This is a genomic window from Halodesulfovibrio aestuarii DSM 17919 = ATCC 29578, assembly GCF_000384815.1.
Lineage (GTDB): Bacteria > Desulfobacterota > Desulfovibrionia > Desulfovibrionales > Desulfovibrionaceae > Halodesulfovibrio > Halodesulfovibrio aestuarii.
Window position 1 is genome coordinate 156087 of record NZ_ARQF01000019.1, and the last position, 22493, is coordinate 178579.

Here is a 22493-nt window from a genome sequence, read left to right on the forward strand (position 1 = left end):
TTAATTTCAATGTGTTATAGCTTTAGTTGTGCGCAACAAAAGAGCCACCAGGAAACATCATGCTCCCGAATGGTGGAGCTTTAGTTACAAACGATACTAAATAGTTTTGTTAGGATCGGGGGTGCAATATTTAACCAAGGCATCATCCTGCTTGGTCATTTTGAACCAAGAAGCTATTCCGAATGCAATAGGCACGAGCATAAGTGCTCCTGCGAAATTCGCGAAGACCTTAGCCGGTCCAAGACCGCCTAGCGTAATCGCCGCCAGAGCAAGCCCTGCCTGAATGGCTGCCCAATAAAATCGGTGTCCGCGAGTCGGTTCGGTTCCCGGGACTAGTTTGGTCGTTGCGGAACAGGAAATAATGTAGGCACAGGAATCCACAGATGTTGCAAGAAAAATTGTTGAGAACACACAATAGCCAATCAAAACAAATGTTCCAGCAGGTAATGTACTAAGGACTGAAACCAGTGCCGCTGAACCACCGGAGGCTTTCAACATGTCAACTGCATCGACAACACCGTTAAGCTGAGCGTGTAGGGTGTACCCACCAAACACAGCATGGATCATATAGGAACCGGCTATGCCCCCAGCCAAGCCCAAAGCAATCACCTGACGAACGGTGCGCCCTCGAGAAATACGTGCAATAAACAGCCCCATAAACGGACCGTAGGAAGCCATCCACAAGGCATAAAAGATAGTCCAATCCTGCGGAAAACTGCCTTTGGTATACGGATCAGTCCAAAGAATCATTCCCCAAAAATTAGACAGCATCTGCCCCATCGAGTTGGTGAAGTTATCCACAATAAATACTGTAGGGCCAGTAACAAAGCAGAAAAGAACCAACCCCAGCGCGATGACAACGTTGGCATCAGATAAAACCTTAATGCCTTTTTTGAGCCCCAGAGAGACAGAAGCAGTAAAAATAACTGCTGAGATGCCAAGGATAACCAGTTCCAGAGTAAAGCTAGGCTTAATACCGAGAACAGCACTCAAAGCATGATTAACAATCGGAACAGACACTCCCATAACCGTAGCATTAGAGAACATCAGACCGATAATAAAAATAATTTCGATACCTCTACCGATACCACGATTGGCCTTTTCACCAAGTATCGGCTCAGCAGTGGAACTAATGCGCAGGACAGGCTTTTTACGCTTGTAGTACAAGTAACAGATAGGCAATGCACTTACCATGTACCACGGCCAGGTGACAGGCCCCCAATGCAGAAGCACATAGGCCATGGACCACTCGAAAGCCTCGCGCGATAGCGGCTCCGCGAACATAGGCGGGTACGCCAGATTGAACAGAGGTTCTACAATGGACCAAAACATAACCGCACCGGCAACGCCGGAACAGAACATCATAGAAATCCAGGAATAGTTGTTAAACTCGGGCTTTTCGTCTTTTTCGCCAAATTTAATTTCTCCGTAACGGGAAAACATAAAAAATACGGAGAGAAACATCATCACTAAGGTAGCCCACAAAAACAACGTACCTGTTGTATTAGTAAATACACTATATACAGACTTCAGAAGCTGTTCGAACGGTTCGGTAAACAAGATTGAACAAGCGATAATCCCAATAAGAATTATCGTCGCAGGAATCAAAATCTTGTTATCAGGGCGAAGGTTTGCACCCTGATTTTTGTCTTCTGTAACCATTTCCCCTCCAGGAAAATTCACTTGCTCCAGAAAATGCCATTCCGCTGTATATCTTGCTCTGAAATATCTGTTGATATATCTTGTTGCTGACAACTAATAACAAACTAATTTCATACGAAATTAAAACTCACATAAAGTTGTTGTTGCAGGTCTTAAAGCAATATGCGGGCCAAACCGAATAAACTGCCGGAATAGCCCATACACTTGTGAAAAGATGCGCAACATGCCTCTATAACAAAAACACGACCTGGCGACATTTTTGTCGTTACGTAGTTCCGAATAAAAAATCCCCTGCTTTATCAGCAGTAAACATGCAGCGACATTTTAGACGCTTCTGCGTAATTTTTGTCGTCACCACCTATCAAAACAGCAACTCTGAGCCCCTAAATCTCAATAGCAACCTTTCCTTCACGCTATTCCACACGACTCGTGACAAAAAGCTCAACCAACTCAAAAAACTCCACGCCATACCCTCTATTGAACCATCCAGAAAACCTGAAAATACAATCCGCAACAATAGCGTGCCACATGGTGCACGTTGATGGAATAATATTAATAAAAAAGAGAAGAAGTTTCCCATATCATTAAGCCCGCTTGATACAGTTGCGAGGTTATTATGACGAGAGGGATGAGCATTTATTCGTAACATCTAAACAATCCCTGCGATTTACAGAGTGCCTTGATAGATTCTAACCTGGACATTATTCAACCCTTGATACCCTACTGCCGACTGATGCACGACGTGTTGAAAGTCGTCACCTTGCATGAGACAACATTATTTGCTGCAGAATAATTCTTTTACCCATAAAAAAGAAAAGGGAATACATTAAAAGCAGATGGTCGGAGCATACCTAAGAGAACGGATGCATGCGGCATAGGTCTACCCCTCAAGCAAGTAAGTATTTTTAGAAAAAAGATGTGAGCATGCATGCGGTAGAAATTCTCAACAGCCTTGAATCAAAGCTCAAAAAGCAAGGTGGCGATATCGGGAAGAAGATAAAAGAGATGGTGGAGCAGGTAGAAATAAAATTTCAAACCGCACACTTTGGCGTATTCTACATAAAGTCAGGCAACAAAAAAAAGCACTTACATGTACATGTAAGTGCTTTATTTACTTTGGCGTCCCCAAGGGGATTTGAACCCCTGTCGCCTGCGTGAAAGGCAGGTGTCCTGGGCCAGGCTAGACGATGGGGACGCTTAAAAACTTGCATTTTTTTACTAACAAGACTGATCAATATAGTAAAAAAATTTGGCTGGGCTACAAGGACTTGAACCTTGATTAACGGAGCCAGAACCCGTCGTCCTGCCAATTGAACGATAGCCCAGCAAGTTGTGAGATGTGGTTCTATGGAAAACCCAGCTTACTGTCAACGGAAAAAATCAAAAAAAAGACTTTTCAATTAATAGGTACCAATCATTCCATTATTCAACCCAATAATGCCTATAAAAAAAGCCCCTGTCACAATGAACAGGGGCTTTTTTTATGTCGATTAATCAGCAACTATTTTTGGTTACGTTCTACACGCTTCCAACTATCACGAAGGGTTGCAGTCCGGTTGAAAACCGGTCTTTCTGGGGTAGTATCGAGGTCTGCACAATAGTAGCCAAGGCGCTCGAACTGTACACGTTCACCAGCTTTGTATTCAGCAAGACGTGGCTCAAGATATGCGGTGATAATTTTTTCAGAATCAGGGTTGATGTAATCAATAAAAGTTTTACCTTCTTCAACCTTGTTCGGATTTTCTTTTTCGAAAAGTGGTTCGTAAAGACGCACTTCGGCAGGCACAGCGTGCTTCACAGAAACCCAGTGCAATGTGCCCTTAACCTTACGACCATCTTCAGACCAGCCGCCCTTGGTTGCGGGATCATAAGTACAGTGGATTTCAACAATCTCACCTTGTTCGTCTTTCACAACATCAGTACAGGTAACGTAGTATGCGTAACGCAGACGAACTTCTTTACCAACGGTAAGACGGAAAAATTTCTTAGGTGCTTCTTCACGGAAATCTTCGCGTTCAATGTACAATTCACGGGAGAACGGCACAGTGCGCTTGCCATATTCTTCCAGTTCCGGATGAAGCGGCATTTCAAATTCATCAACCTGATCTTCAGGATAGTTTGTAATCACGACTTTTACCGGATCAATAACACCCATGAGACGCGGTGCAACGGCGTTAAGTTTTTCGCGCATGCAGAATTCGAGCATTGCAGCATCAACCATGGAGTCTGCTTTTGCCACCCCTATACGGGAACAGAATTCGCGGATTGCTTCAGGTGGACAACCACGGCGACGTAAGCCGGAAATGGTAGGCATACGCGGATCATCCCACCCACGGACATGCCCTTCTTCGACAAGCTGAATAAGTTTACGCTTGGAAAGGACAGTATGTGTCAGATTCAGTCGTGCAAACTCAATCTGCTGCGGGTGATATATGTCGAGAGTATCAAGCAGCCAGTCATAAAGTTCACGGTTATTTTCAAACTCAAGAGTACAAATAGAATGCGTAATGTGTTCCTGAGAATCAGAAAGACAATGCGCGAAGTCGTACATAGGATAAATACACCATGCATCACCAGTTCTATGATGAGTCGCCCTGCGGATACGGTACAATGCAGGGTCACGCATTATAATATTCGGTGAGGTCATATCTATTTTAGCGCGCAGAACACACTCGCCGTCAGCAAATTCACCATTGCGCATACGGGTAAACAGATCAAGGTTCTCTTCCACACTGCGACCACGGTATGGGCTTTCAGTCCCCGGCTCAGTAAGAGTACCGCGCATCTCGCGAATAGCCTCAGGAGTGGAGTGGTCTACGTATGCTTTACCCATTTCAATAAGCTTTACGGCATGGCCATAAAGCACTTCAAAATAGTTGGAAGTATAAAAAGGCTTTTCACCCCAGTCGAAACCGAGCCACTTTACGTCTTCCTGAATGGATTGAACGTATTCATCTTCTTCTTTCAACGGGTTAGTATCGTCAAATCGAAGATTACAAATGCCATTTTCGTGTTCTTGCGCAATTCCAAAGTTCAAGCAAATGGATTTAGCATGCCCAAGATGCAGATAGCCATTAGGCTCTGGAGGGAAACGGGTATGTACGCGCCCGTCAAATTTTCCGCTCTCACAATCTTCAGCAATAATAGTACGGATAAAATCCAGACTAGTTCCTTCGTTGTTCTCTTCAGGTGCTACAGGAGCCTTACTCATGAATACGTCCTCTAAATCTATTTCTTCGCATTGTTGCGACTATGAACAATTTATAAGCGGATGACATACGGCAAACAACCGCAGCGGTCAATTGGTGCAATGGTATTGCAATAGCAAATGTCCTATCTGACATCACATCCACACAACATTATATGCAAGCAACGGTCGTACACCAAGTACAAATCACAGGGTTGCTAAAAAGACCTGCTGCATTGTGCAAATCGGTAATCTAACATCGCACAACTTTGTCCTATTTCTGAAATAAAAAATCAACTTTCATCTTCCTCGCTATCAAGCCATCACTCTTTCTTTATTTTTTGAAATATTTTGCAACAAATTGATTTAAAAAAATCATATTATCAACTTTTTTAAAAATACTGAGCACTACATCACTTTTTTTAAGCATAAAACTTCCTTCATTATATCAGGAGATAATGAAAAATTTATATAAACAAAATCTGATATATTAAGTTTTTTTCATATATTTTTTACTTTTTTGAGAAAAAGAGCAGTTTTCATTTTGACAATTTTAGTATTTTCGGCAACAAAGAACATGAAGGGAACATTATTTTTTCTCATTCTTCCTAGACTACACACACACTTACAACCATATTGCTAGAATAAAAGACAATATGTTTTTCAACGCTGGAGGAACTTATGACATTTTCTGGTTTACTTAAGTCCATCGTAACGGGCCTCGCCGTTACAGCATTATGTGTACCTGCTTTTGCGGCAGACACTATCAAGCTTGGTGTAGCTGGCGCACACAGTGGCGACCTTGCTTCCTATGGTTTACCTACCGTTAACGCTGCAAAAGTTGTTGTTGAAAAAATCAACGCTGCCGGCGGGATAAATGGCAAACAGGTTGAGTTGCTTATTCAGGATGACCAGTGCAAACCTGAGCAGGCTACCAACGTAGCTACCAAACTTGTTTCTGACGGTGCAAACGTTGTACTCGGTCACATCTGCTCTGGTGCAACAAAAGCTGCTCTGCCGATCTACACAGAAGCTAAGCTTATCGCCATGTCACCTAGTGCTACAAACCCTATGCTCACCCAGTCTGGCGACTACCCGACATTCTTCCGCACCATCGCTTCTGACGATATGCAGGCACGTCTCGGCGTTGACTTTGCTATCGAAAAACTTGGCGCAAAAAAAATTGCCGTACTGCACGATAAAGGGGACTACGGTAAAGGGTACGCAGAATTCGCACGCAAATTTATTGAAGAAGGCGGCAAAGCTGAAGTTGTTATGTTTGAAGGCGTAACACCGGGTGCTCCAGACTACTCCGCAGTAGTACAGAAAATTCGCCGTTTTAAAGCTGATACCGTTATCTACGGTGGTTACCATCCGGAAGCTTCTAAAATCATTAGTCAGATGCGTAAAAAGCGTATTAAAGCAAACTTTGTTTCTGATGACGGCGTAAAAGATGACACCTTCATCAAAGTAGCCGGTAAAAACGCTGAGGGCGTATACGCCTCCGGCCCTATCGATGTATCTAACCTGCCAATGTACAAAGAAGCGATTGCTGCACACGTAAAAATGTTTGGCTCCGAGCCTGGCGCATTCTACCCTGCAGCATACGCAGCAACTGTAGCAATGCTTACCGCCATCGAACGTGCTGACTCCACAGACTACGAAGCTGTAACTGCTAAACTGCGCAGTGAGTTTGTAGATACTCCTGTCGGCAAAATTAAATTTAACGAAAAAGGCGACGCAGAAGGCGTTGGTTTCTCCATGTATCAGGTACAAAACGGTAAATACATAGAACTTAAATAATACAACCGGATTGACCGCAACCGCAACGGGGAGCAGTCTCGCATTGTTCCCCGTTTTACTCAGATAATAGGCCTCGTACCTGCAACGATTTTTGCAGACAGGCACCTCTCTGACAGGGACATACACATGGATTGGGATTTTTTCATCGAATTGGGTCTTGGCGGATTAACGCGTGGTAGCATCTATGCTCTCATCGCGATCGGCTACACGATGGTATACGGCATTATTGAGCTTATTAACTTTGCCCACGGCGAAATTTACATGCTCGGTGCCTTTACCGGTCTTATTGTTGCCGGCGTGATGGGTATCTATGGATTCCCAGCTGTTGCAATCCTGCTTATGGCAATAGTTATTGCCGTATTGTACTGTGCTGCCTACGGGTACACCATGGAAAAAGTAGCGTACAAACCGCTTCGTGGCGCTGCTCGCTTATCTCCACTTATTTCTGCTATCGGTATGTCACTTTTCCTCCAGAACTACATCATTCTGGCGCAGACATCTGACTTCTTACCGTTTCCAGCATTAATTCCGGATTTTGAGTTTATGGAACCAATTGCACACATTTTTGGTTCAACGGACTTAGTAATTGTTGTTGCCAGTGCCAGTTCAATGGCAGCTCTTACCTTGTTCATTAAATTTACCAAACTGGGCAAAGCCATGCGTGCAACTGCCCAGAACAGAAAAATGGCAATGCTCCTTGGCATTAACGCCGACAAAATTATTTCTACCACCTTCATCATTGGCTCTTCGCTGGCTGCTCTTGGTGGCGTGCTTATTTCCACCCACTCAGGTCAGCTAAACTTCATGATCGGCTTTATTGCCGGTGTAAAAGCATTTACGGCTGCGGTTCTTGGTGGCATCGGTTCCATTCCGGGTGCGATGCTTGGCGGGCTGTTCCTCGGATTGGCAGAAAGCTATGCGGCAGGGTATATTTCCAGTGACTACGAAGACGTTTTTGCCTTCTCACTGCTGGTCATATTCCTCATCTTCCGTCCATCCGGCATTCTGGGCAAAGCGCCTGTTGAAAAGGTATAACCGTATTCACTCGTAACGAAAGAAGGAGTTGCAGAACCTAGCTTCTGCAGAAGAGATACAATGCAAGGACTGAAACAATCCATAATTACCAGTTTGTGGTTCATGTTCCTTACATTTCCTATCATGGTTGTTCGAGTAAATACTATCGAGAACACCATTGAATGGAGATGGATGAACCTTGCCTACGTCGGCGTAGGGATCTTTATTTTATCCTACGTATGGCGCTGGGCTCTGGCTCGCAAAGAAGCCAAACAATACGAAACAGTTTCGACTGACAAACCGAAAAAACAACTCTGGATCTCCCGTGCGATGGAAGAACCTGCAGTGGCACGACCTGCTCTTGCCGTTGCCTTTGCAGTGAGCGCAATACTGCCTTTGCTTGTAAGCACGTACCAGACAAACATTTTTATCTCGTTTTTGCTGTACATCATCCTTGGCCTCGGCTTGAACATTATTGTTGGTGTAGCAGGTCTTCTTTTTCTTGGACATGCTGCATTCTATGCAATTGGTGCATACAGCTATGCATTGCTTAACCACTATTTCGGAATCGGATTCTGGGTAGCGTTGCCACTTGGCGGCCTATTTGCCTGTCTCGGCGGAATCCTGCTTGCCTTCCCTGTATTGCGTCTGCGTGGTGACTACCTCGCAATCGTAACTCTCGGATTCGGTGAAATTATCCGACTGGTTCTGGAAAACTGGAGCACTCTGACTGGTGGCCCATCCGGTATCTCTAATATTGACCGGCCGGGCTTATTCGGCATGGAACTGTCTGTAGCAGACGCAAATATATACATTTACTACATAGTTCTCGGTCTCGCTATCGTTACCATTATTTCAGTGCAACGATTAAAAAATTCCCGTATCGGCCGTGCTCTTCAGGCACTGCGCGAAGATGAAATCGCCTGTCAGGCAATGGGGATTGATCGCGTTACCGTTAAACTTATGGCGTTTGGTCTGGGTACAGCTTGGGCTGGTCTTGCCGGTGTAATTTTTGCCGCAAAAACCACCTTTATTAACCCTGCCAGTTTTACCTTTATGGAATCGGCAATCATCTTGTCCATCGTTGTTCTCGGCGGCATGGGTTCCAACCTTGGTGTTATCCTCGGCTCTGCGTTCCTCGTGCTTATGCCGGAATATCTGCGGGCATTCTCAGAATACCGCATGATTATTTTTGCGTCCGCAATGGTGCTTATGATGGTATTCCGTCCGCAGGGACTTATTGCTCCTAAGGGACGTAAATACCACATAGATGATCCTGACCTTGTCAAAGAAGGAGATGCGTAATGTCTACTGTACTGAACGTTAATGCGCTCTCCAAAAGCTTCGGTGGTCTGCGGGCACTTAACGATGTTGACCTGAAAGTGGACAGCGGCGAGATTGTTGCACTCATCGGCCCGAACGGTGCCGGCAAGACTACTTTCTTCAACTGCATCACCGGCATTTATGAACCGACTGATGGCGATGTGCTCTTTACTCCACTTGGAAAAACAGAACGCCGTGTCAACGGTATGAAGCCGAACAGCGTTACTGAGCTAGGTATGGCGCGTACCTTCCAGAACATTCGACTATTTAAGAATATGACTGTGCTGGAAAATGTTATGGTAGCCCGTCACTGCCGCACTAAAGCTGGCATTCTGGATGCGTTGCTTCGCCCACCACATGTTAAGCGTGAAGAAAAAGAAAATATTGAGAAAAGCTATGAGCTGCTCAAATACGTTGGGCTTAACCAGCACTACAACGATCTTGCCTGCAATCTGCCATACGGCGATCAGCGAAGATTAGAAATTGCACGAGCAATGGCTACTGAGCCTTCCCTGCTTTTACTTGATGAACCTGCAGCCGGCATGAACCCACAGGAAACAGCATCACTTAAACAGCTGGTGTTGGATATCCGCGACAGGTTCAACCTTGCAATTCTGCTCATTGAACACGATATGAGCATGGTAATGAGTCTATCCGAACGCATCTACGTTATGGAATACGGCTGCCTTATTTCTCAGGGTACTCCAGAAGAAATAAGAAAGGATCCACAGGTTATCAAAGCCTATCTTGGAGAGGAAAGCCATGCTTAAAATTAATGGAATTAACACATTCTACGGCAACATCCATGCGCTGCATGATGTAAGCCTGCATATTGATGAAGGTGAAATCGTAACACTTATCGGTGCTAACGGTGCCGGTAAGTCTACAACTCTCATGTCTATTTGCGGTGGTACTCCGCCTCGTACCGGGGAAATCACTTTTGAGGGCAAACCGATTCACCAGATGAAGATGGATCAAATAGTGCATCTTGGCATCTCCCAAGTACCAGAAGGCCGACTCATTTTTCCAGACTTAACCGTTATGGAAAACTTGGAGCTTGGAGCTTTTCTGCGTAACGATAAAGACGCCATCAAACGCGATATGGAATACGCATTCCACCTGTTCCCGATTCTGGAAGAACGCCAGAAGCAAACAGGAGGCACACTCTCCGGTGGTGAACAGCAAATGCTAGCAATCTCCCGTGCCCTGATGGCTAGACCTCGACTGTTGCTCCTTGATGAGCCATCCCTTGGTCTTGCCCCAATTATTATCCAGCAGATTTTTGAAATCATTCAAAAGGTAAACGCATCCGGTACCACAGTATTTCTTGTGGAACAGAATGCGAACCAAGCGCTCAAAATTGCGCACCGAGGATATGTAATGGAAACCGGGCACATTACTATGGAAGATAACGCAGCAACTCTGCTTGCCAACGAGGACGTAAAAAAAGCATACCTTGGCTTATAGCCAAACCCATTCGAGAGAGGGCGACAGCTGTTGCTGCGCCCTTTTTTCATGCCTTTTTCATGGGGAGGACAAGTGCGTTAGCTTTTCAGCTGCATCAGTCTTTACGAGCGCCCTGCGGGCAGAAAAAGACTGCCCCACCGGTTTTCTGTGATCCCGAAAGATTAGCGAAAGTGAAAGTAACGCTTAGAGCTAGACCTAGCATTGCAGCAAAAAGAATACGGAGATCCGGCGGCAGCAAAAATGTTATGGTATGTGCTGGAATCCAGAAGAACGGGAGAGTCTTCTTCAAGACCAGCCCCCACATAATGTTCCAGTCAATTTCTTTAAATCGATCCGCCATGTTGATGGGGATAATCACAGATAAAAGCAGAAGCACGAAAACACCTGCTGCTTCGGCTTTATCTTTGAATTATAGACTACCTGCGCCCTATACTGCCCCTAGCTCACACTCTAACATCGCCGAACAGCACATATTCCTGCCATCACCCTTTGCTTTGTATAAAGCGGCATCGGCAGCTTTTATAAGAGAAAGAGTATCTTCTTTTTGCGTTGGGATAATAGAGGCAGCGCCTACACTTACGGTCACATGTTCTGAAACGGGTGAGCCTTTATGTTGAATTGCAAGCAACTCAACGTTATCGCGAACACGCTCTGCCACGTGCTGTGCTCCAGCAAGCTCTGTGTCCGGCAATATTATCGCAAACTCTTCACCACCGACTCGTGCCGTCCTATCCACATCACGTTTCACAGTATCTGCCAATGCTTGCGCGACTTGTACAAGGCACTCGTCACCCTTTGTGTGTCCGTACGTGTCATTATAAGCTTTAAAATAGTCGATATCGATAACTATTAGAGATAATGGAGACTTATTTCTATACGCCCGTTTCCATTCGTGGGAAAAATTAGCATTAAACTGACGCTTATTAAGTAAACCAGTAAGTCCGTCAGTAATTGAAAGAAGGAGAAGCTGTTCGTTTGTCTGTTCAAGCTGCTGTTGCAGTTCTTCAAGCTCTACAAGTTTTTGGTCCAGCTCAAGGCTTTTTTGTTCCAACGCTACTTTATGATGGAATAAATCAATAAAAACGCCAACTTTGCTTTTAAAAATATGGGCATCAAGCGGCTTAAACAGGTAATCAACAGCACCGGATTCATACCCCTTGAAGACTTGAGCCTTGCCCTTGCCCTCCGCAGTTACGAAAATAATGGGGATATGCTTTGTTTTTCTATTCCCGCGCATAAGCTCTGCAACTTCATAACCGTCCATGCCCGGCATCTGAACATCCAACAAGATCAGTGCAAAATCATGATCAAGCATGTGACCGAGGGCTTCCTCGCCTGAGTTTGCGCGAACAACCTCTATCCCCGGTTGTTCTAACAGGCTTTCCAACGTCAGCAGATTTTCCGGCCTGTCATCTACGATGAGTACCTTGGCGATTCCCATGGTTATCCTCTATTACAAAGTGTATTCAATAATATTCCGATTTCATCCAAAGAAAGAATAAAATCCGGATTTGAAGCTTCAATGGCAGCCTTAGGCATTGTATCAAACTCCGCAGAATCCGGAGACTGCACAATGGTAAGACCAGCGCGTTTTTTTATTTGGGACACCCCATAAGCACCGTCGGAATTTGCCCCTGACAAAATTATTCCTACAAGTGCATCGCAATACGCTTCCGAAGCAGTCTCAAACAACACATCAATGGATGGCCGTGAAAAGTTCACCCTGCCCTCTACAGACAAAGCAATACTTTTGTCCGGTTCCACTAACAAATGGTAATTAGACGGTGCAATATATACGTTACCTGATGTAATTACATCCTTGTCCTCAGCATCCTTAACTGTTCCAGTACAGTGCTGACGAAGCAACTCCGGCAACAGGCTTTCACGGTTAGGGCAAATATGCTGAGCGATAAGAACCGGCAGGTTGAAATCGAGGCACCGTTGAGAGAAAATACGGTGTAATGCGATAAGCCCCCCGGCAGAAGCTCCAATAACAATCGCTTCATATTTCTGAATGATTTTATCCATTCACTTTTCCAACTAGTTACATGCGCTTTTTCCGGTAAATCTTTTCCCGCTCTGCAACTACTTCGAACTTGTGTGCAACATCTGAAAACTTAATATTTTCCTTTGACCCAAGGCACAGGAATCCCCCCGGACATAAGCTTTCATAAAATAAGTTCAGTACCCTATTCTGCAAATCTCTATTGAAATAGATAAGCACGTTTCGGCAAAAAATAGTATTCATTTCTCCAAACACACCATCAGTCACGAGGTTATGTGAAGAGAAAAGAACCTGTTCTTTTAAAAATCTCTTCATAACTACATTGTCGTAATCCGCAGTGTAATAATCAGAAAAAGAACTTTTACCCCCAGCCTGCTGGTAGTTTGCTGTGTATTCACGCACCAGATTCATAGGGTAAATACCGTCTTTAGCCTTAGCTAAAATCAGTTCGTTGAAGTCAGTCGCGTACATTTGCACACGCTCTTTCATCCCTTCTTCTTGAAGGACAATCCCCATGGAGTAGACTTCTTGTCCGGCGGAACACCCTGCATGCCATACTTTAGCAAATGGGTATGTTTTCAAATACGGAACGACCAGCTCACGCACGCTTTTATAAAACCAAGGATCTCTAAACATTTCAGTAACATTTATCGACAAATCTAAAAGTACTCTGTTGAAAAATGTTTCATCGTAAATAAGCAAATGCTGCATAGCTGCCAGATTCGGCAGTCCTTCAAGAGCTCGTCTATGTTCTAACCTTCGCTTTGTATGCGCACTGGCGTATTTTCTAAAATCATATCCGTAACGCAAATAAATTGCTTCCAGCAGTAGCTGGACTTCCAGCCGCTCATTTTCAACCTGCTCAACTTCATTCATACTAATATAACCAAACCCGCATCATAGAAATGAGCTTCTCTGTATTCACCGGCTTAGACAGGTAATCACTAGCTCCGCAATCAATACATTTGCTTCTGTCACCCTTCATAGCTTTTGCTGTAAGCGCAATAATCGGCAATTTTGCATATTCAGGGTTCTTACGAATCTCTGTCATAGCCTCATATCCGTCCATCTGAGGCATCATAATATCCATCAGCACGCAATCGATCGAGTCGAGTTCTTCCAGCTTTTCAAGACATTCAATGCCGTTTTTCGCCACGACGACATCCATATTCCTGTCTTCTAGAACACTGGAGAGCGCAAAAACGTTACGCATATCATCATCCACAATCATGACTTTCTTGCCATTCAGTACGGATTCTTTGTCATGCACCATCTTGAGCATCTGCTGTTTTTCGTACGGCAGGTTTGATTCAACACGATGCAGGAACAGTGCAGACTCGTCTAACAACCGCTCAGGAGATTTTACGCCCTTAATAATTATGCTCTCTGCATACTTACTGAGCTGCTTTTCTTCCTCATGAGATAAATCACGTCCTGTGTAAATAATAACAGGCACTCGCATAGCCGCATCGCTCATGCGTATTTTTTCAAGCAATTCAAAGCCGGACATATCTTCGAGTCCCAAATCCAGAATCATACAATCATAGTTGCCTCTGGATAACTCCTCGTATGCTTCCTTTCCGGTCGCGACGTCCGTAGTCTTTACATCTCCATTACCGATCAACTCCTTAATGCTCTGACATTGGATCTTGTCGTCCTCAACGAGCAATAAATTGCGAACCGGCTTAGATATAACGTCCTCAAGCGCACCAAAGGCTTCTTCAACATGTTCCATGGTGACCGGCTTTGCCAGATATCCGATTGCGCCCATGCGGAGCGCATCCAAAGAATTATCATTAGCAGACATGAAGTGAACAGGAATATGCCGTAGCGCCGGATTATCCTTAAGCCGCTCCATGACCGTCCAGCCATCAATCCCCGGAAGTCCAACATCCAGAATAATTGCGCTCGGTTTATAGTAATCCGCGAAGTGCAGACCTGTTTCACCGTCTTCGGCTACAAGACACAAAAATCCGCGTTCACGTCCAAAATCACGCATGATTTTGGCAAAATTCCAATCATCTTCGATGATAAGTAAGCTACGTGAGTCAGGCGTAATCGCAATACGGTCATCCTCAACATACTCACTTTCCTTAGATGAACTACTTTTTTGCTGCACTGACGCTGACGCAGCAACCGGCGCAGAAGTTTGTGTCGGTGCAATCTCGGTATTGCGGCTTACCTGCGTCGTTGAAAAGGATTCTTTTTCAACAAAACTTTCACCGCCGGAAGCAAGCGGCAATTCTGCTCTTTCAAAGACATCAGTATTCGATGAAGTCTCCTGATAAAATTCTGGAAGAACTATGGTAAAGGTACTGCCTTTACCCTCTTCACTCTCAAGATAGATAGCTCCTTGCAGCAACCGAGCAAGTTCGCGCGAAATAGAAAGGCCAAGCCCTGTACCGCCATAGTTTCGGCTTGTACTACCATCCGCCTGCTGGAATGCTTGGAAAATTGCAACCTGCTTGTCTTTAGCAATACCTATTCCGTCATCAGACACAGCAAAAGCAACAGCGTTACTGGCATCAATGCCTAGCTCGTTAGTCAATTCCTGCGGTGGTCTGGAGATAGTTAACGAAACAGTTCCTTCGTGGGTGAACTTCAAGGCATTGGTAAGCAAATTACGCAAAACCTGTTGCAGGCGTTGAGAGTCCGTTTCCAAAGCCTCCGGAACATCTGGCTCAACACTAACATTAAAATTAATGCCTTTATCTGCGGCTATGTCTTTGTAAAGACGGGTAATGTCTTGAATCAGACTTGAAACCCTTACTGGTTCAATAATAAGCTCAACTTTTCCTGCTTCAATTTTAGACAAGTCCAAAATTTCATTGATCAATGTCAGTAAATCAGAACCGGAAGAATGAATTGCTTTGGCAGATTCAATCTGCTTGTTGTTGAGGTTTCCGTCTTTGTTTTGACCGAACAGTTGAGATAAAATCAAAATAGAGTTCAACGGAGTTCGGAGTTCGTGCGACATATTCGCTAAAAATTCAGATTTGTACTTGCTCGCTACTTCCAGATCTTTAGCTTTCTGCTTTACCGCCTTCTGCGCTTTAACTAGATCAGCATTTTTTTCAGCAATAGCGGATTTCTGTTCCTCAAGAGCCTTCGTGCGTTCCTCAAGTTCTTCGTTGATAACGCGTAATTCTTCCTGCTGCGCCTGAAGTTCTGATTGCGATTCTTTCAGAACTTTCGCCTGCTCTTCCAACTCTTCGTTGGTTACTCGCAGTTCTTCCTGCTGCTGTTGCAATTTTGCTTCAGACTGAAGTAACGCATTGGTCTGCTCTTCCAATTCCTCGTTAGTTACACGCAGCTCTTCCTGCTGCTGCTGCGCTTGTTCCAACAACTCATGAACAAGCTGACGAGACTGAGCTGCATTCATCAGAATCGCTATATTTTCAATATTCTGCTCAATAAATTTCCTATGCAATGGTGAGAATGACTCTAATGTACCCAGTAAAAGGACACCAACAACATTTCCCTCAAACGCAACAGGCACGGCCATATATGCCGTTGAAATAACTTCACCAGCACCGTAGTTCACAGTCGGCGCTTCTTCATTAATATCTGAAAATACCAAGATTTCATTTTCAAGTGCAGTCTGGCCAACCATTCCCTCACCAAAAGCAAAACGGTTGAAATTACCTTTTCTATCAGTGAAGGCATAACTTGCTGTCAGCACCAGCTCATCTTCTTCCAATGCGTACACTGCACCAAGTTGGGCATCCATGTGCTTGCAAAGATATGAGATAAAAGTACGGGCTAATTTCTGAGGAGAATGTTCCCCACGCATGGAATCGTCTAAACCTTCCTTACCCGATTTCAGCCAGTCTAACTCCTGAAGATTTCGCGCCATTCTATCAAGTGACCGGGCAAGGTCACCAAGTTCATCTTTTTGATAAACTTCTATCGTCGCATCAAGATCACCTTCAGCAATCGCCTGCGCAAACTCCATATCTGCAATGATCGGACGGGTAATCGTACGGGAAAAGAAGACTGCAAGCAGCCCTACCAACATCAATAATACCCCGGAGACTATCGCCAGCAACTTGTATGTCTGACGAATAGGAGCGGTTACTTCATATTTATTGATCTTAGAAATGAGAAACCAACGAACACCAGCGACATTCAGTTCGTTGTAAACAACAAGAACTTCGTTTCCGGCGCTGTCGGTGTACAATCTATGCCCACCGGACTCACCTGCTGACACCGCATCTTTCCAATAAGCCAATGGTTTTTCGAGAGAATACCCTACGACATATTCACCATTCCCCATCGTACGAAGATTGCTACGGAACTCATATCTATTCTGCGCTAAATTAACGCCCAGCAAGTATGACTCGCCCGACTCGCCCATACCCTGACGAGAATCGACAACATATGTGATAAGTTGAGGTGTTAACTGGAAAACAAGCACACCAATAATTTTTTCAAATTCATTTCTGATAGGTTCAGCAATAAAAGCCGCCTCAGTGCCCCCACTTGGAGAGTATGTAGAAAAATCAACAAACGTTGTTTTTCCAGAAAAAACAGCTCGCCTCCATGCATTAGCAAGACTGCTATTTCTATACTGACCTGATTTTAAATTTGTTCCCAGCTCTTCTTCATTAGCGGTTGAAAAAAGCACGTTACCATCATCAGCATCAATAAGCAGCATGTCGTGATACCCATACGCATCAACATACCTCTTTAATGGCGCGATATAACTATGAAATTTTTCTTGATATTGAAGAGAATGCACATCGGCAAGAAGGGAACGCTCTTTTTGTAATTCCGACCGGTGTCTGTTCAGAAGCACCATCATTTCCTGAACTCGTTCAGAATCTGCTAAAATACGAATTCTAGAAAAGCTTGTGGTGAAAAAATCTTCTATTTGCCCCTTGCGAATAGACTGTACTGTCAGCAGTTGATTATATGATTTTTCCATCAACTCATCCGTTGCCAGTTTACTTCCGACAATACTCACAATAAGCAACGGAACAGCACCAACAAAAACAAGCAAAAACACAAGTTTAGACTTGATGCGGATATCTGAAAGACGAACCATCTGAGCCCCCCCGAGCGTACATAAACACCTGCGCATCATTCATTAAAAATGAATTACTCTTTTCCATGGCAGGTGTAGATAGATAATTTTTAGAACTGGGACTATGTTCCAACTTAAACAGAAAATCAATATTATTAACTCAAAACATTGTTGTTTATGACTAAAAAGCATTGTCTATACGATGTTTTTAACCAAAACTTCGTTAGAAAAAGACATTCAGAACATTTATGTCCCTAACTATGAATTCAAAATGCGTCTTTTGAATTCAAAAATATTAATATGTAGTCACAAAAGGTTATCAAAAAAACAAGAGTACAAAATCCTTTTGTATAAATATAATCACATCAGGTTATAATAATTCTGAACATTGATACAAAAATAAAAATAAAAAATGTGTAAAAAAACATCACCTATTTCTTTAGATAAAAATTACTACTGATGTACGCAGGATTTATTTCTAGTATAGAGAGTTAATAACAACTGAAAGTTCTTTAAAATAAACATCAACTAAGCTTCCTGAATCAATTTTTAATGATTCAACAACATTTTTAGAAACGAGCGAACAAATCTTTATGCCATCTTCCAAATGGCCCGTAATCTCTGACATGACCTCTGTAGATGTAATATGCTCTATACTACACTTAAATTTATTCCTGCACCTCTGGCTGCTATTAAAACACGGTTTTTTAATATCAATATAAGGGGCTTTAATAGTCGCTACAACGGGAGTCCCGATACAAAGTTTAAGTGTACGCAAGCTCTCTACAGTAATCAGAGCAAATACAGATAGTCCCGAGTCTGTTACAACCTCAACCTCTGCCATGATGCCATCAACAGCTACGTGCGCAACATGCCCCATAAATGAATTACGGGCGCTTGTCCTCCGTTGCATCTCACTATGTGCCTTACGGACTATCGATGTAACATCCTCATTGGTATAATTTCTAAAACTTGCCATCACATCAGCAGACAGATGCCCCAGCACCTTACTGACCACCAGCAACGGCACACCCCCCCTCACCATCTCCAGAGCCCGGCTGTACCGCAACACTCTAGGCGTTGCTAATTCTTTAGGGAGTCCGCAATCCATTGCACGTGCGTAGAAAATTCTTCTCACGTAGCCGGGATCCATATGGAAAAAGTGCCCACGAAGACTGACCCCCATTGAACTCTCTAACACATCCTGTATCGCATCGTTTGCAAAGCTTTCCAGCGGAACGTCACGTTGCGCTTCCCCCTGCCCTAAGCAAACTATCTTGCGTGAAAAATCAAAAGCTATCCTGTCATCCAAAGCCAACACTTCTCCAAGGCGCGCCCCCGTAAAACGCAGGAGTAAATACAATGCACGCATCCGCTGGCGGGAACGAACATATTCCTGTCTGTCCGTTGCCGCAGACCATGCATCAAAAGAATGAAGAAATAGCTCCAACTGTTCCGGCTCAAGATATCGCAATGAATCAGAAACAGTAAAAATCGTATGTGGGGACAGAGATCCAGCATTTTCAGACATGGTAACTCCACTGAAAGTCACGGTTTCTATTTTTTTCGTGACGTACTTGTTCTAAAAAAGCAATCTTCATAGAAGCAATTACAAAAGTAAAGTCATGAAATTTTCTATGGTTACTAATTCTATATCTGTGGAGACTTCGAATGAAACTACTGCTTACACTTATGATGGTCCTCTGTGTCTCGCTTCCTGCGCATGCTCAGGCAGCCGATCTTGTCATTGCTCAGGCGGCAAATTTTATGCCTGCGATGAAAGAGATAATCCCTGCTTTTGAAAAAGAAACCGGGCTCAAAGTACAGGCAACGTATACCTCAACAGGCAAACTATACGGACAAATTATCAACGGTGCTCCCTTTGATCTGTTTCTTGCCGCGGACACTCGACGTCCGGAAAAATTATTCACAGATGATCTTGCCATGGAGCCGTTCATCTATGCTAAAGGCCGTATTGTACTCTGGACCCTCAACAAAAAACTATGTGCAACGCCATGGAAAGAGGCCATCCAATCTCCTGCCGTTACCCATGTTGCCATTGCTAACACGGAAACAGCCCCATACGGCACTGTAGCGAAAATTGCTTTAGAAAACGAACAGCTCTGGACAACTATCCAGCCTAAACTTGCCATCGGACAGTCAATATCTCAAGTGTTCCAGTATGTGGCTACTGGCTCAGCAGACGCAGGTTTTTGTGCATATTCATATATGTTCACCCCTGAGGGAAAAAATGGCTGCTTTGTACAAGTAAAAGAAGCACCGAAAGTTATCCAAAAAGCATGCATTCTCAAAAGTTCAGAGAATAAACAGGCTGCTCAGAAATTTGTTACATTCCTTAGTTCTTCAACAGTAACAGCCATCAAAAACAAATACGGGTACGAATAAACAATGACGCTAGAGCCCCTACTCCTCTCAGCTAAACTAGCGTTTTGTACTATGGTGCTCATTCCGTTACTGGCCTTTCCTCCTGCATATTTTTTAGCATTTGGAAAATGCAGAGGGAAAAGCATACTGGATGCTCTCATAACATTGCCCATGGTTATCCCCCCCACAGTTCTCGGTTTCGGGTTGCTTATTCTCATGACACCCACCGGAGCTGTGGGCTCAACATGGAAGAGCCTGACAGGCGACAGGCTCATCTTCAGCTTTGCGGGCATTTTGTTTGCGTCTCTTGTTTTTAACCTGCCCTTTGCCGTACAGCCGCTTAGGGCCTCTTTCGAGAAACTGGACAAACGCTTGCTGGAAAGCGCAGCGGTGTTAGGACTGTCTCCATTTCAAACATTTTACCGTGTCGTACTCCCAAACTGTGTAAGCGGCATTGTGGCAAGTTCCATTTTAGTGTTCGCCCACAGTCTTGGGGAGTTCGGCGTTATTCTCATGGTGGGTGGCAGCATTCCCGGTCGTACTCAGGTTGCGTCCATTGCAATTTTTGAAGCAGTTGAAGCACTACGTTATGACGACGCCATCTACATGTCTGCAGCCCTCGTGCCTGTGTGTTTCGTTTTTCTCATAGTCATCAATGCAGTCAACGGGAGGCAGCAGTCATGACGCTTTCACTTTCCGTGTCCAAACAACTTGAGAATATTACCGTACAGCTTGAGACTAGTTGTCCGTCTAATACGCTTACAGCTATTGTCGGCCCATCCGGTTCAGGGAAAACGACTCTTATCCGCATGCTTGCCGGACTTGAAACTCCGGACAGCGGCACCATAACCTGTAACGACGCTGTTTGGTTTTCCAGCACAAACGGTGTGACCGTTCCCCCGCAATCTCGACGTGTAGGACTTGTTTTTCAGGATTACACCCTTTTCCCGCATCTTACGGTTGAAAAGAATATTCTTTTTGCCGCAGTAACGCCGAAGACTGTACCTGATTTATTGCAGACATTCGGCATTGAGCACATAAAACACAAAAAACCGCACTCCATTTCCGGTGGAGAGCGGCAGCGGGCAGCGTTCTGTCAGGCGTTGGCACGGGAACCTGTTGCACTATTATTAGATGAGCCGTTTTCTGCTCTTGACGTAACGACACGGCGGAAACTTCAACACCTGCTGTTAGAAATCAAAACACGACTTCCTATTCCCATTATTCATGTGACACATGATTTGGAAGAAGCTACAATGCTTGGCGATACAATCATTGCGATGGAACAGGGAAAAGTCTCACCAAACTGGTTGAATACACAATTGCTTGCGGCGCACCATGCCGCACAGGCACCCCTCCCATACGAACAATGCCATACCTGTAGCGTCAACACCCTAAATTTGAACACGATTTCAAACGAGAAACAAAATGCAAGCACTAGATAGCATCCGCACTCAAGTCATTTCCCACTGGAAGGAACTGAATATTCTTCAGGAAAAAATTATTGTCTCCGCCAAGCCTCTTACACCAGAAGAAGCTATCGGCACCCCAGATGATACGGACTATCCTATCCAGCAAGGCAAAGAATATTTAATGGAAGCTACATTCAACGGTCATAAAGGTCAGGCGTTCACTGGCAACCGTGGCACTTTTTCAGGAACACTTGCAGATGTTGCCGCCCTTCCACTTACCAACGACCTTAACCGCGCCGTTTTTATCGCCACTCTCAATGCTGTAGGCAGTGCGTATGACAACACAACCAATACGATTCATTGCAAAGACAATGAACCCAAGCAGTGCGCACAACAACTTCGTGAATTTATCCAGCAGAAATACGGTAAATGTCGCATCACCATTATCGGCTTTCAACCCGCAATGGCTGAAGCACTTCAGGCGGGATTTGAGGTTCGCCTTATCGACCTTGACCCTAAAAATATCGGGCAGGTAAAACGGGGCGTACTTATTGAAGGAAAAGAAAAAACAGACGATGCCGTTCAATGGGCAGACCTTCTGTTAGTAACAGGCACCACCCTTGCGAACAATTCTATTGACCTTTTTCTCACTGAAAAGCCGGTTATCTTTTATGGAACCACCATCGCCGGTGCGGCACCATACATGAACTGGGAACGCTTCTGCCCTATGAGCAAATAACAACTACCGAACCCACCCAAAACAACTCTTCAATATACCCTGTGCCGCCTTATCCATTTTCTTTTCCGCTTCCCTATAGGATGAAATAAACCGTCTTCCAGTCTCTGTAAGGCGGTATCCTTTTTTGTTCCCTCCAACTTTTGTTACTAAATCTTCCCCTATACTTTGCTCCAATTTTTTTAAGCGCCCCCAAGCCCGTCTATATGACATACCTAATTCTTTCGACGCTCCTGAAAGAGAACCCAACGCATCAATTTTTTCAAGTAGCACAGCACCACCAGTGCCAAAGAGCATTTCACCATCTTTCTCCAACCAAAATTTGTACCTCACCTCATTCCCTTGCATATGCACATTCCTCCGTACTTTTATCGCTTCTTGTATTTTTTTATTAAGCAAATCAAGCCGTACACTATTTTTTTTTAAATAAAAAAGGTTTGACTTATTATGTCGCCATAGACATAAGAAAAACA

General features: G+C 44.3%; 18 protein-coding genes and 2 tRNA genes. 9 read left to right on the forward strand and 11 right to left on the reverse strand.

Annotated features, from left to right (window positions below):
* Positions 1–96: 96 nt before the first annotated feature.
* The 4 genes from F461_RS0104740 to F461_RS0104755 all read right to left on the reverse strand — a co-directional run bounded on the left by F461_RS0104740 (position 97) and on the right by F461_RS0104755 (position 4873).
* A complete protein-coding gene (locus tag F461_RS0104740; RefSeq protein WP_020000010.1) occupies positions 97–1662 on the reverse strand; it encodes a BCCT family transporter in 1566 nt (521 codons plus the stop codon).
* Positions 1663–2779: 1117 nt separating this feature from the next.
* Positions 2780–2857: transfer RNA gene (locus F461_RS0104745), tRNA-Glu, on the reverse strand.
* A gap of 55 nt (positions 2858–2912) precedes the next feature.
* A tRNA-Gln gene (locus F461_RS0104750) sits at positions 2913–2987 on the reverse strand.
* Positions 2988–3163: 176 nt separating this feature from the next.
* Positions 3164–4873: a glutamine--tRNA ligase/YqeY domain fusion protein gene (locus tag F461_RS0104755; RefSeq protein ID WP_020000011.1), complete on the reverse strand. Its 1710-nt coding sequence runs from the start codon at positions 4871–4873 to the stop codon at positions 3164–3166.
* Positions 4874–5530: 657 nt separating this feature from the next.
* Here F461_RS0104755 and F461_RS0104770 point away from each other — a divergent pair.
* The 5 genes from F461_RS0104770 (at position 5531) to F461_RS0104790 (ending at position 10456) form a co-directional block, all read left to right on the forward strand.
* On the forward strand, positions 5531–6652 hold the full coding sequence (locus tag F461_RS0104770) for a branched-chain amino acid ABC transporter substrate-binding protein (RefSeq protein WP_020000014.1): 1122 nt from the start codon (positions 5531–5533) through the stop codon (positions 6650–6652).
* Positions 6653–6778: 126 nt separating this feature from the next.
* Complete coding sequence (locus F461_RS0104775) at positions 6779–7687, forward strand: branched-chain amino acid ABC transporter permease (RefSeq protein ID WP_020000015.1); 909 nt, start codon at positions 6779–6781, stop codon at positions 7685–7687.
* Positions 7688–7747: 60 nt separating this feature from the next.
* Positions 7748–8971, forward strand: a complete 1224-nt coding sequence (gene livM, locus F461_RS0104780) for a high-affinity branched-chain amino acid ABC transporter permease LivM (RefSeq protein ID WP_020000016.1) — start codon at positions 7748–7750, stop codon at positions 8969–8971.
* Positions 8971–9759 (forward strand): ABC transporter ATP-binding protein, encoded by a 789-nt coding sequence (locus F461_RS0104785; RefSeq protein ID WP_020000017.1) that lies wholly within the window; start codon positions 8971–8973, stop codon positions 9757–9759. The genes livM and F461_RS0104785 overlap by 1 nt, the downstream gene beginning before the upstream one ends.
* A complete protein-coding gene (locus F461_RS0104790; RefSeq protein ID WP_020000018.1) occupies positions 9752–10456 on the forward strand; it encodes an ABC transporter ATP-binding protein in 705 nt (234 codons plus the stop codon). Before F461_RS0104785 ends, F461_RS0104790 begins: the two co-directional genes overlap by 8 nt.
* 94 nt (positions 10457–10550) lie before the next feature.
* On the opposite strand, the gene F461_RS0104795 is transcribed toward F461_RS0104790, so the two are convergent.
* From F461_RS0104795 to F461_RS0104820, 6 genes are all read right to left on the reverse strand, one after another.
* Positions 10551–10832: a hypothetical protein gene (locus F461_RS0104795; protein ID WP_020000019.1), complete on the reverse strand. Its 282-nt coding sequence runs from the start codon at positions 10830–10832 to the stop codon at positions 10551–10553.
* 51 nt (positions 10833–10883) lie between these two features.
* Complete coding sequence (locus F461_RS0104800) at positions 10884–11897, reverse strand: GGDEF domain-containing response regulator (RefSeq protein WP_026364621.1); 1014 nt, start codon at positions 11895–11897, stop codon at positions 10884–10886.
* Positions 11898–11899: 2 nt separating this feature from the next.
* Entirely contained in the window at positions 11900–12484 is a 585-nt protein-coding gene (locus F461_RS0104805; RefSeq protein WP_020000020.1) for a chemotaxis protein CheB, read from the reverse strand.
* Between the two features lie 16 nt (positions 12485–12500).
* Positions 12501–13337: a CheR family methyltransferase gene (locus F461_RS0104810; RefSeq protein WP_020000021.1), complete on the reverse strand. Its 837-nt coding sequence runs from the start codon at positions 13335–13337 to the stop codon at positions 12501–12503.
* Position 13338: 1 nt separating this feature from the next.
* A complete protein-coding gene (locus tag F461_RS0104815; RefSeq protein ID WP_020000022.1) occupies positions 13339–17508 on the reverse strand; it encodes a response regulator in 4170 nt (1389 codons plus the stop codon).
* Positions 17509–17965: 457 nt separating this feature from the next.
* The gene (locus tag F461_RS0104820; RefSeq protein ID WP_020000023.1) at positions 17966–19018 is read right to left on the reverse strand and encodes a TOBE domain-containing protein; all 1053 of its coding nucleotides are present in this window, start codon (positions 19016–19018) and stop codon (positions 17966–17968) included.
* A gap of 140 nt (positions 19019–19158) precedes the next feature.
* Here F461_RS0104820 and modA point away from each other — a divergent pair, with 140 nt between their 5' ends.
* Genes modA through F461_RS0104840 form a run of 4 tightly spaced genes read left to right on the forward strand, consistent with a single transcriptional unit; the run spans position 19159 to position 22023 of the window.
* The gene (modA, locus tag F461_RS0104825) at positions 19159–19893 is read left to right on the forward strand and encodes a molybdate ABC transporter substrate-binding protein (protein WP_020000024.1); all 735 of its coding nucleotides are present in this window, start codon (positions 19159–19161) and stop codon (positions 19891–19893) included.
* Positions 19894–19896: 3 nt separating this feature from the next.
* Positions 19897–20556: a molybdate ABC transporter permease subunit gene (gene modB / locus F461_RS0104830; protein WP_020000025.1), complete on the forward strand. Its 660-nt coding sequence runs from the start codon at positions 19897–19899 to the stop codon at positions 20554–20556.
* Complete coding sequence (locus tag F461_RS0104835; protein WP_020000026.1) at positions 20553–21317, forward strand: ATP-binding cassette domain-containing protein; 765 nt, start codon at positions 20553–20555, stop codon at positions 21315–21317. The genes modB and F461_RS0104835 overlap by 4 nt, the downstream gene beginning before the upstream one ends.
* Positions 21301–22023 carry a Rossmann-like domain-containing protein gene (locus tag F461_RS0104840; RefSeq protein ID WP_020000027.1) on the forward strand — a complete coding sequence of 241 codons (723 nt, stop codon included), beginning with the start codon at positions 21301–21303 and terminating at the stop codon, positions 22021–22023. Before F461_RS0104835 ends, F461_RS0104840 begins: the two co-directional genes overlap by 17 nt.
* Positions 22024–22026: 3 nt before the next feature.
* Here the strand turns inward: F461_RS0104840 and F461_RS0104845 are convergent, their stop codons facing one another.
* Positions 22027–22368, reverse strand: a complete 342-nt coding sequence (locus F461_RS0104845; RefSeq protein ID WP_020000028.1) for a winged helix-turn-helix domain-containing protein — start codon at positions 22366–22368, stop codon at positions 22027–22029.
* Positions 22369–22493: the final 125 nt, after the last annotated feature.

What these genes read in the sequence shown, in the direction of transcription:
- modB (WP_020000025.1), top strand. Translation starts at nt 19,897, where the DNA reads ATGACGCTAGAGCCCCTACTCCTCTCAGCTAAACTAGCGTTTTGTACT.
- F461_RS0104840 (WP_020000027.1), top strand. Translation starts at nt 21,301, where the DNA reads ATGCAAGCACTAGATAGCATCCGCACTCAAGTCATTTCCCACTGGAAG.
- F461_RS0104815 (WP_020000022.1), bottom strand. Translation starts at nt 17,508, where the DNA reads ATGGTTCGTCTTTCAGATATCCGCATCAAGTCTAAACTTGTGTTTTTG.
- F461_RS0104800 (WP_026364621.1), bottom strand. Translation starts at nt 11,897, where the DNA reads ATGGGAATCGCCAAGGTACTCATCGTAGATGACAGGCCGGAAAATCTG.
- F461_RS0104820 (WP_020000023.1), bottom strand. Translation starts at nt 19,018, where the DNA reads ATGTCTGAAAATGCTGGATCTCTGTCCCCACATACGATTTTTACTGTT.
- modA (WP_020000024.1), top strand. Translation starts at nt 19,159, where the DNA reads ATGAAACTACTGCTTACACTTATGATGGTCCTCTGTGTCTCGCTTCCT.
- F461_RS0104790 (WP_020000018.1), top strand. Translation starts at nt 9,752, where the DNA reads ATGCTTAAAATTAATGGAATTAACACATTCTACGGCAACATCCATGCG.
- livM (WP_020000016.1), top strand. Translation starts at nt 7,748, where the DNA reads ATGCAAGGACTGAAACAATCCATAATTACCAGTTTGTGGTTCATGTTC.
- F461_RS0104740 (WP_020000010.1), bottom strand. Translation starts at nt 1,662, where the DNA reads ATGGTTACAGAAGACAAAAATCAGGGTGCAAACCTTCGCCCTGATAAC.
- F461_RS0104785 (WP_020000017.1), top strand. Translation starts at nt 8,971, where the DNA reads ATGTCTACTGTACTGAACGTTAATGCGCTCTCCAAAAGCTTCGGTGGT.
- F461_RS0104835 (WP_020000026.1), top strand. Translation starts at nt 20,553, where the DNA reads ATGACGCTTTCACTTTCCGTGTCCAAACAACTTGAGAATATTACCGTA.
- F461_RS0104810 (WP_020000021.1), bottom strand. Translation starts at nt 13,337, where the DNA reads ATGAATGAAGTTGAGCAGGTTGAAAATGAGCGGCTGGAAGTCCAGCTA.
- F461_RS0104845 (WP_020000028.1), bottom strand. Translation starts at nt 22,368, where the DNA reads ATGCAAGGGAATGAGGTGAGGTACAAATTTTGGTTGGAGAAAGATGGT.
- F461_RS0104775 (WP_020000015.1), top strand. Translation starts at nt 6,779, where the DNA reads ATGGATTGGGATTTTTTCATCGAATTGGGTCTTGGCGGATTAACGCGT.
- F461_RS0104755 (WP_020000011.1), bottom strand. Translation starts at nt 4,873, where the DNA reads ATGAGTAAGGCTCCTGTAGCACCTGAAGAGAACAACGAAGGAACTAGT.
- F461_RS0104805 (WP_020000020.1), bottom strand. Translation starts at nt 12,484, where the DNA reads ATGGATAAAATCATTCAGAAATATGAAGCGATTGTTATTGGAGCTTCT.
- F461_RS0104770 (WP_020000014.1), top strand. Translation starts at nt 5,531, where the DNA reads ATGACATTTTCTGGTTTACTTAAGTCCATCGTAACGGGCCTCGCCGTT.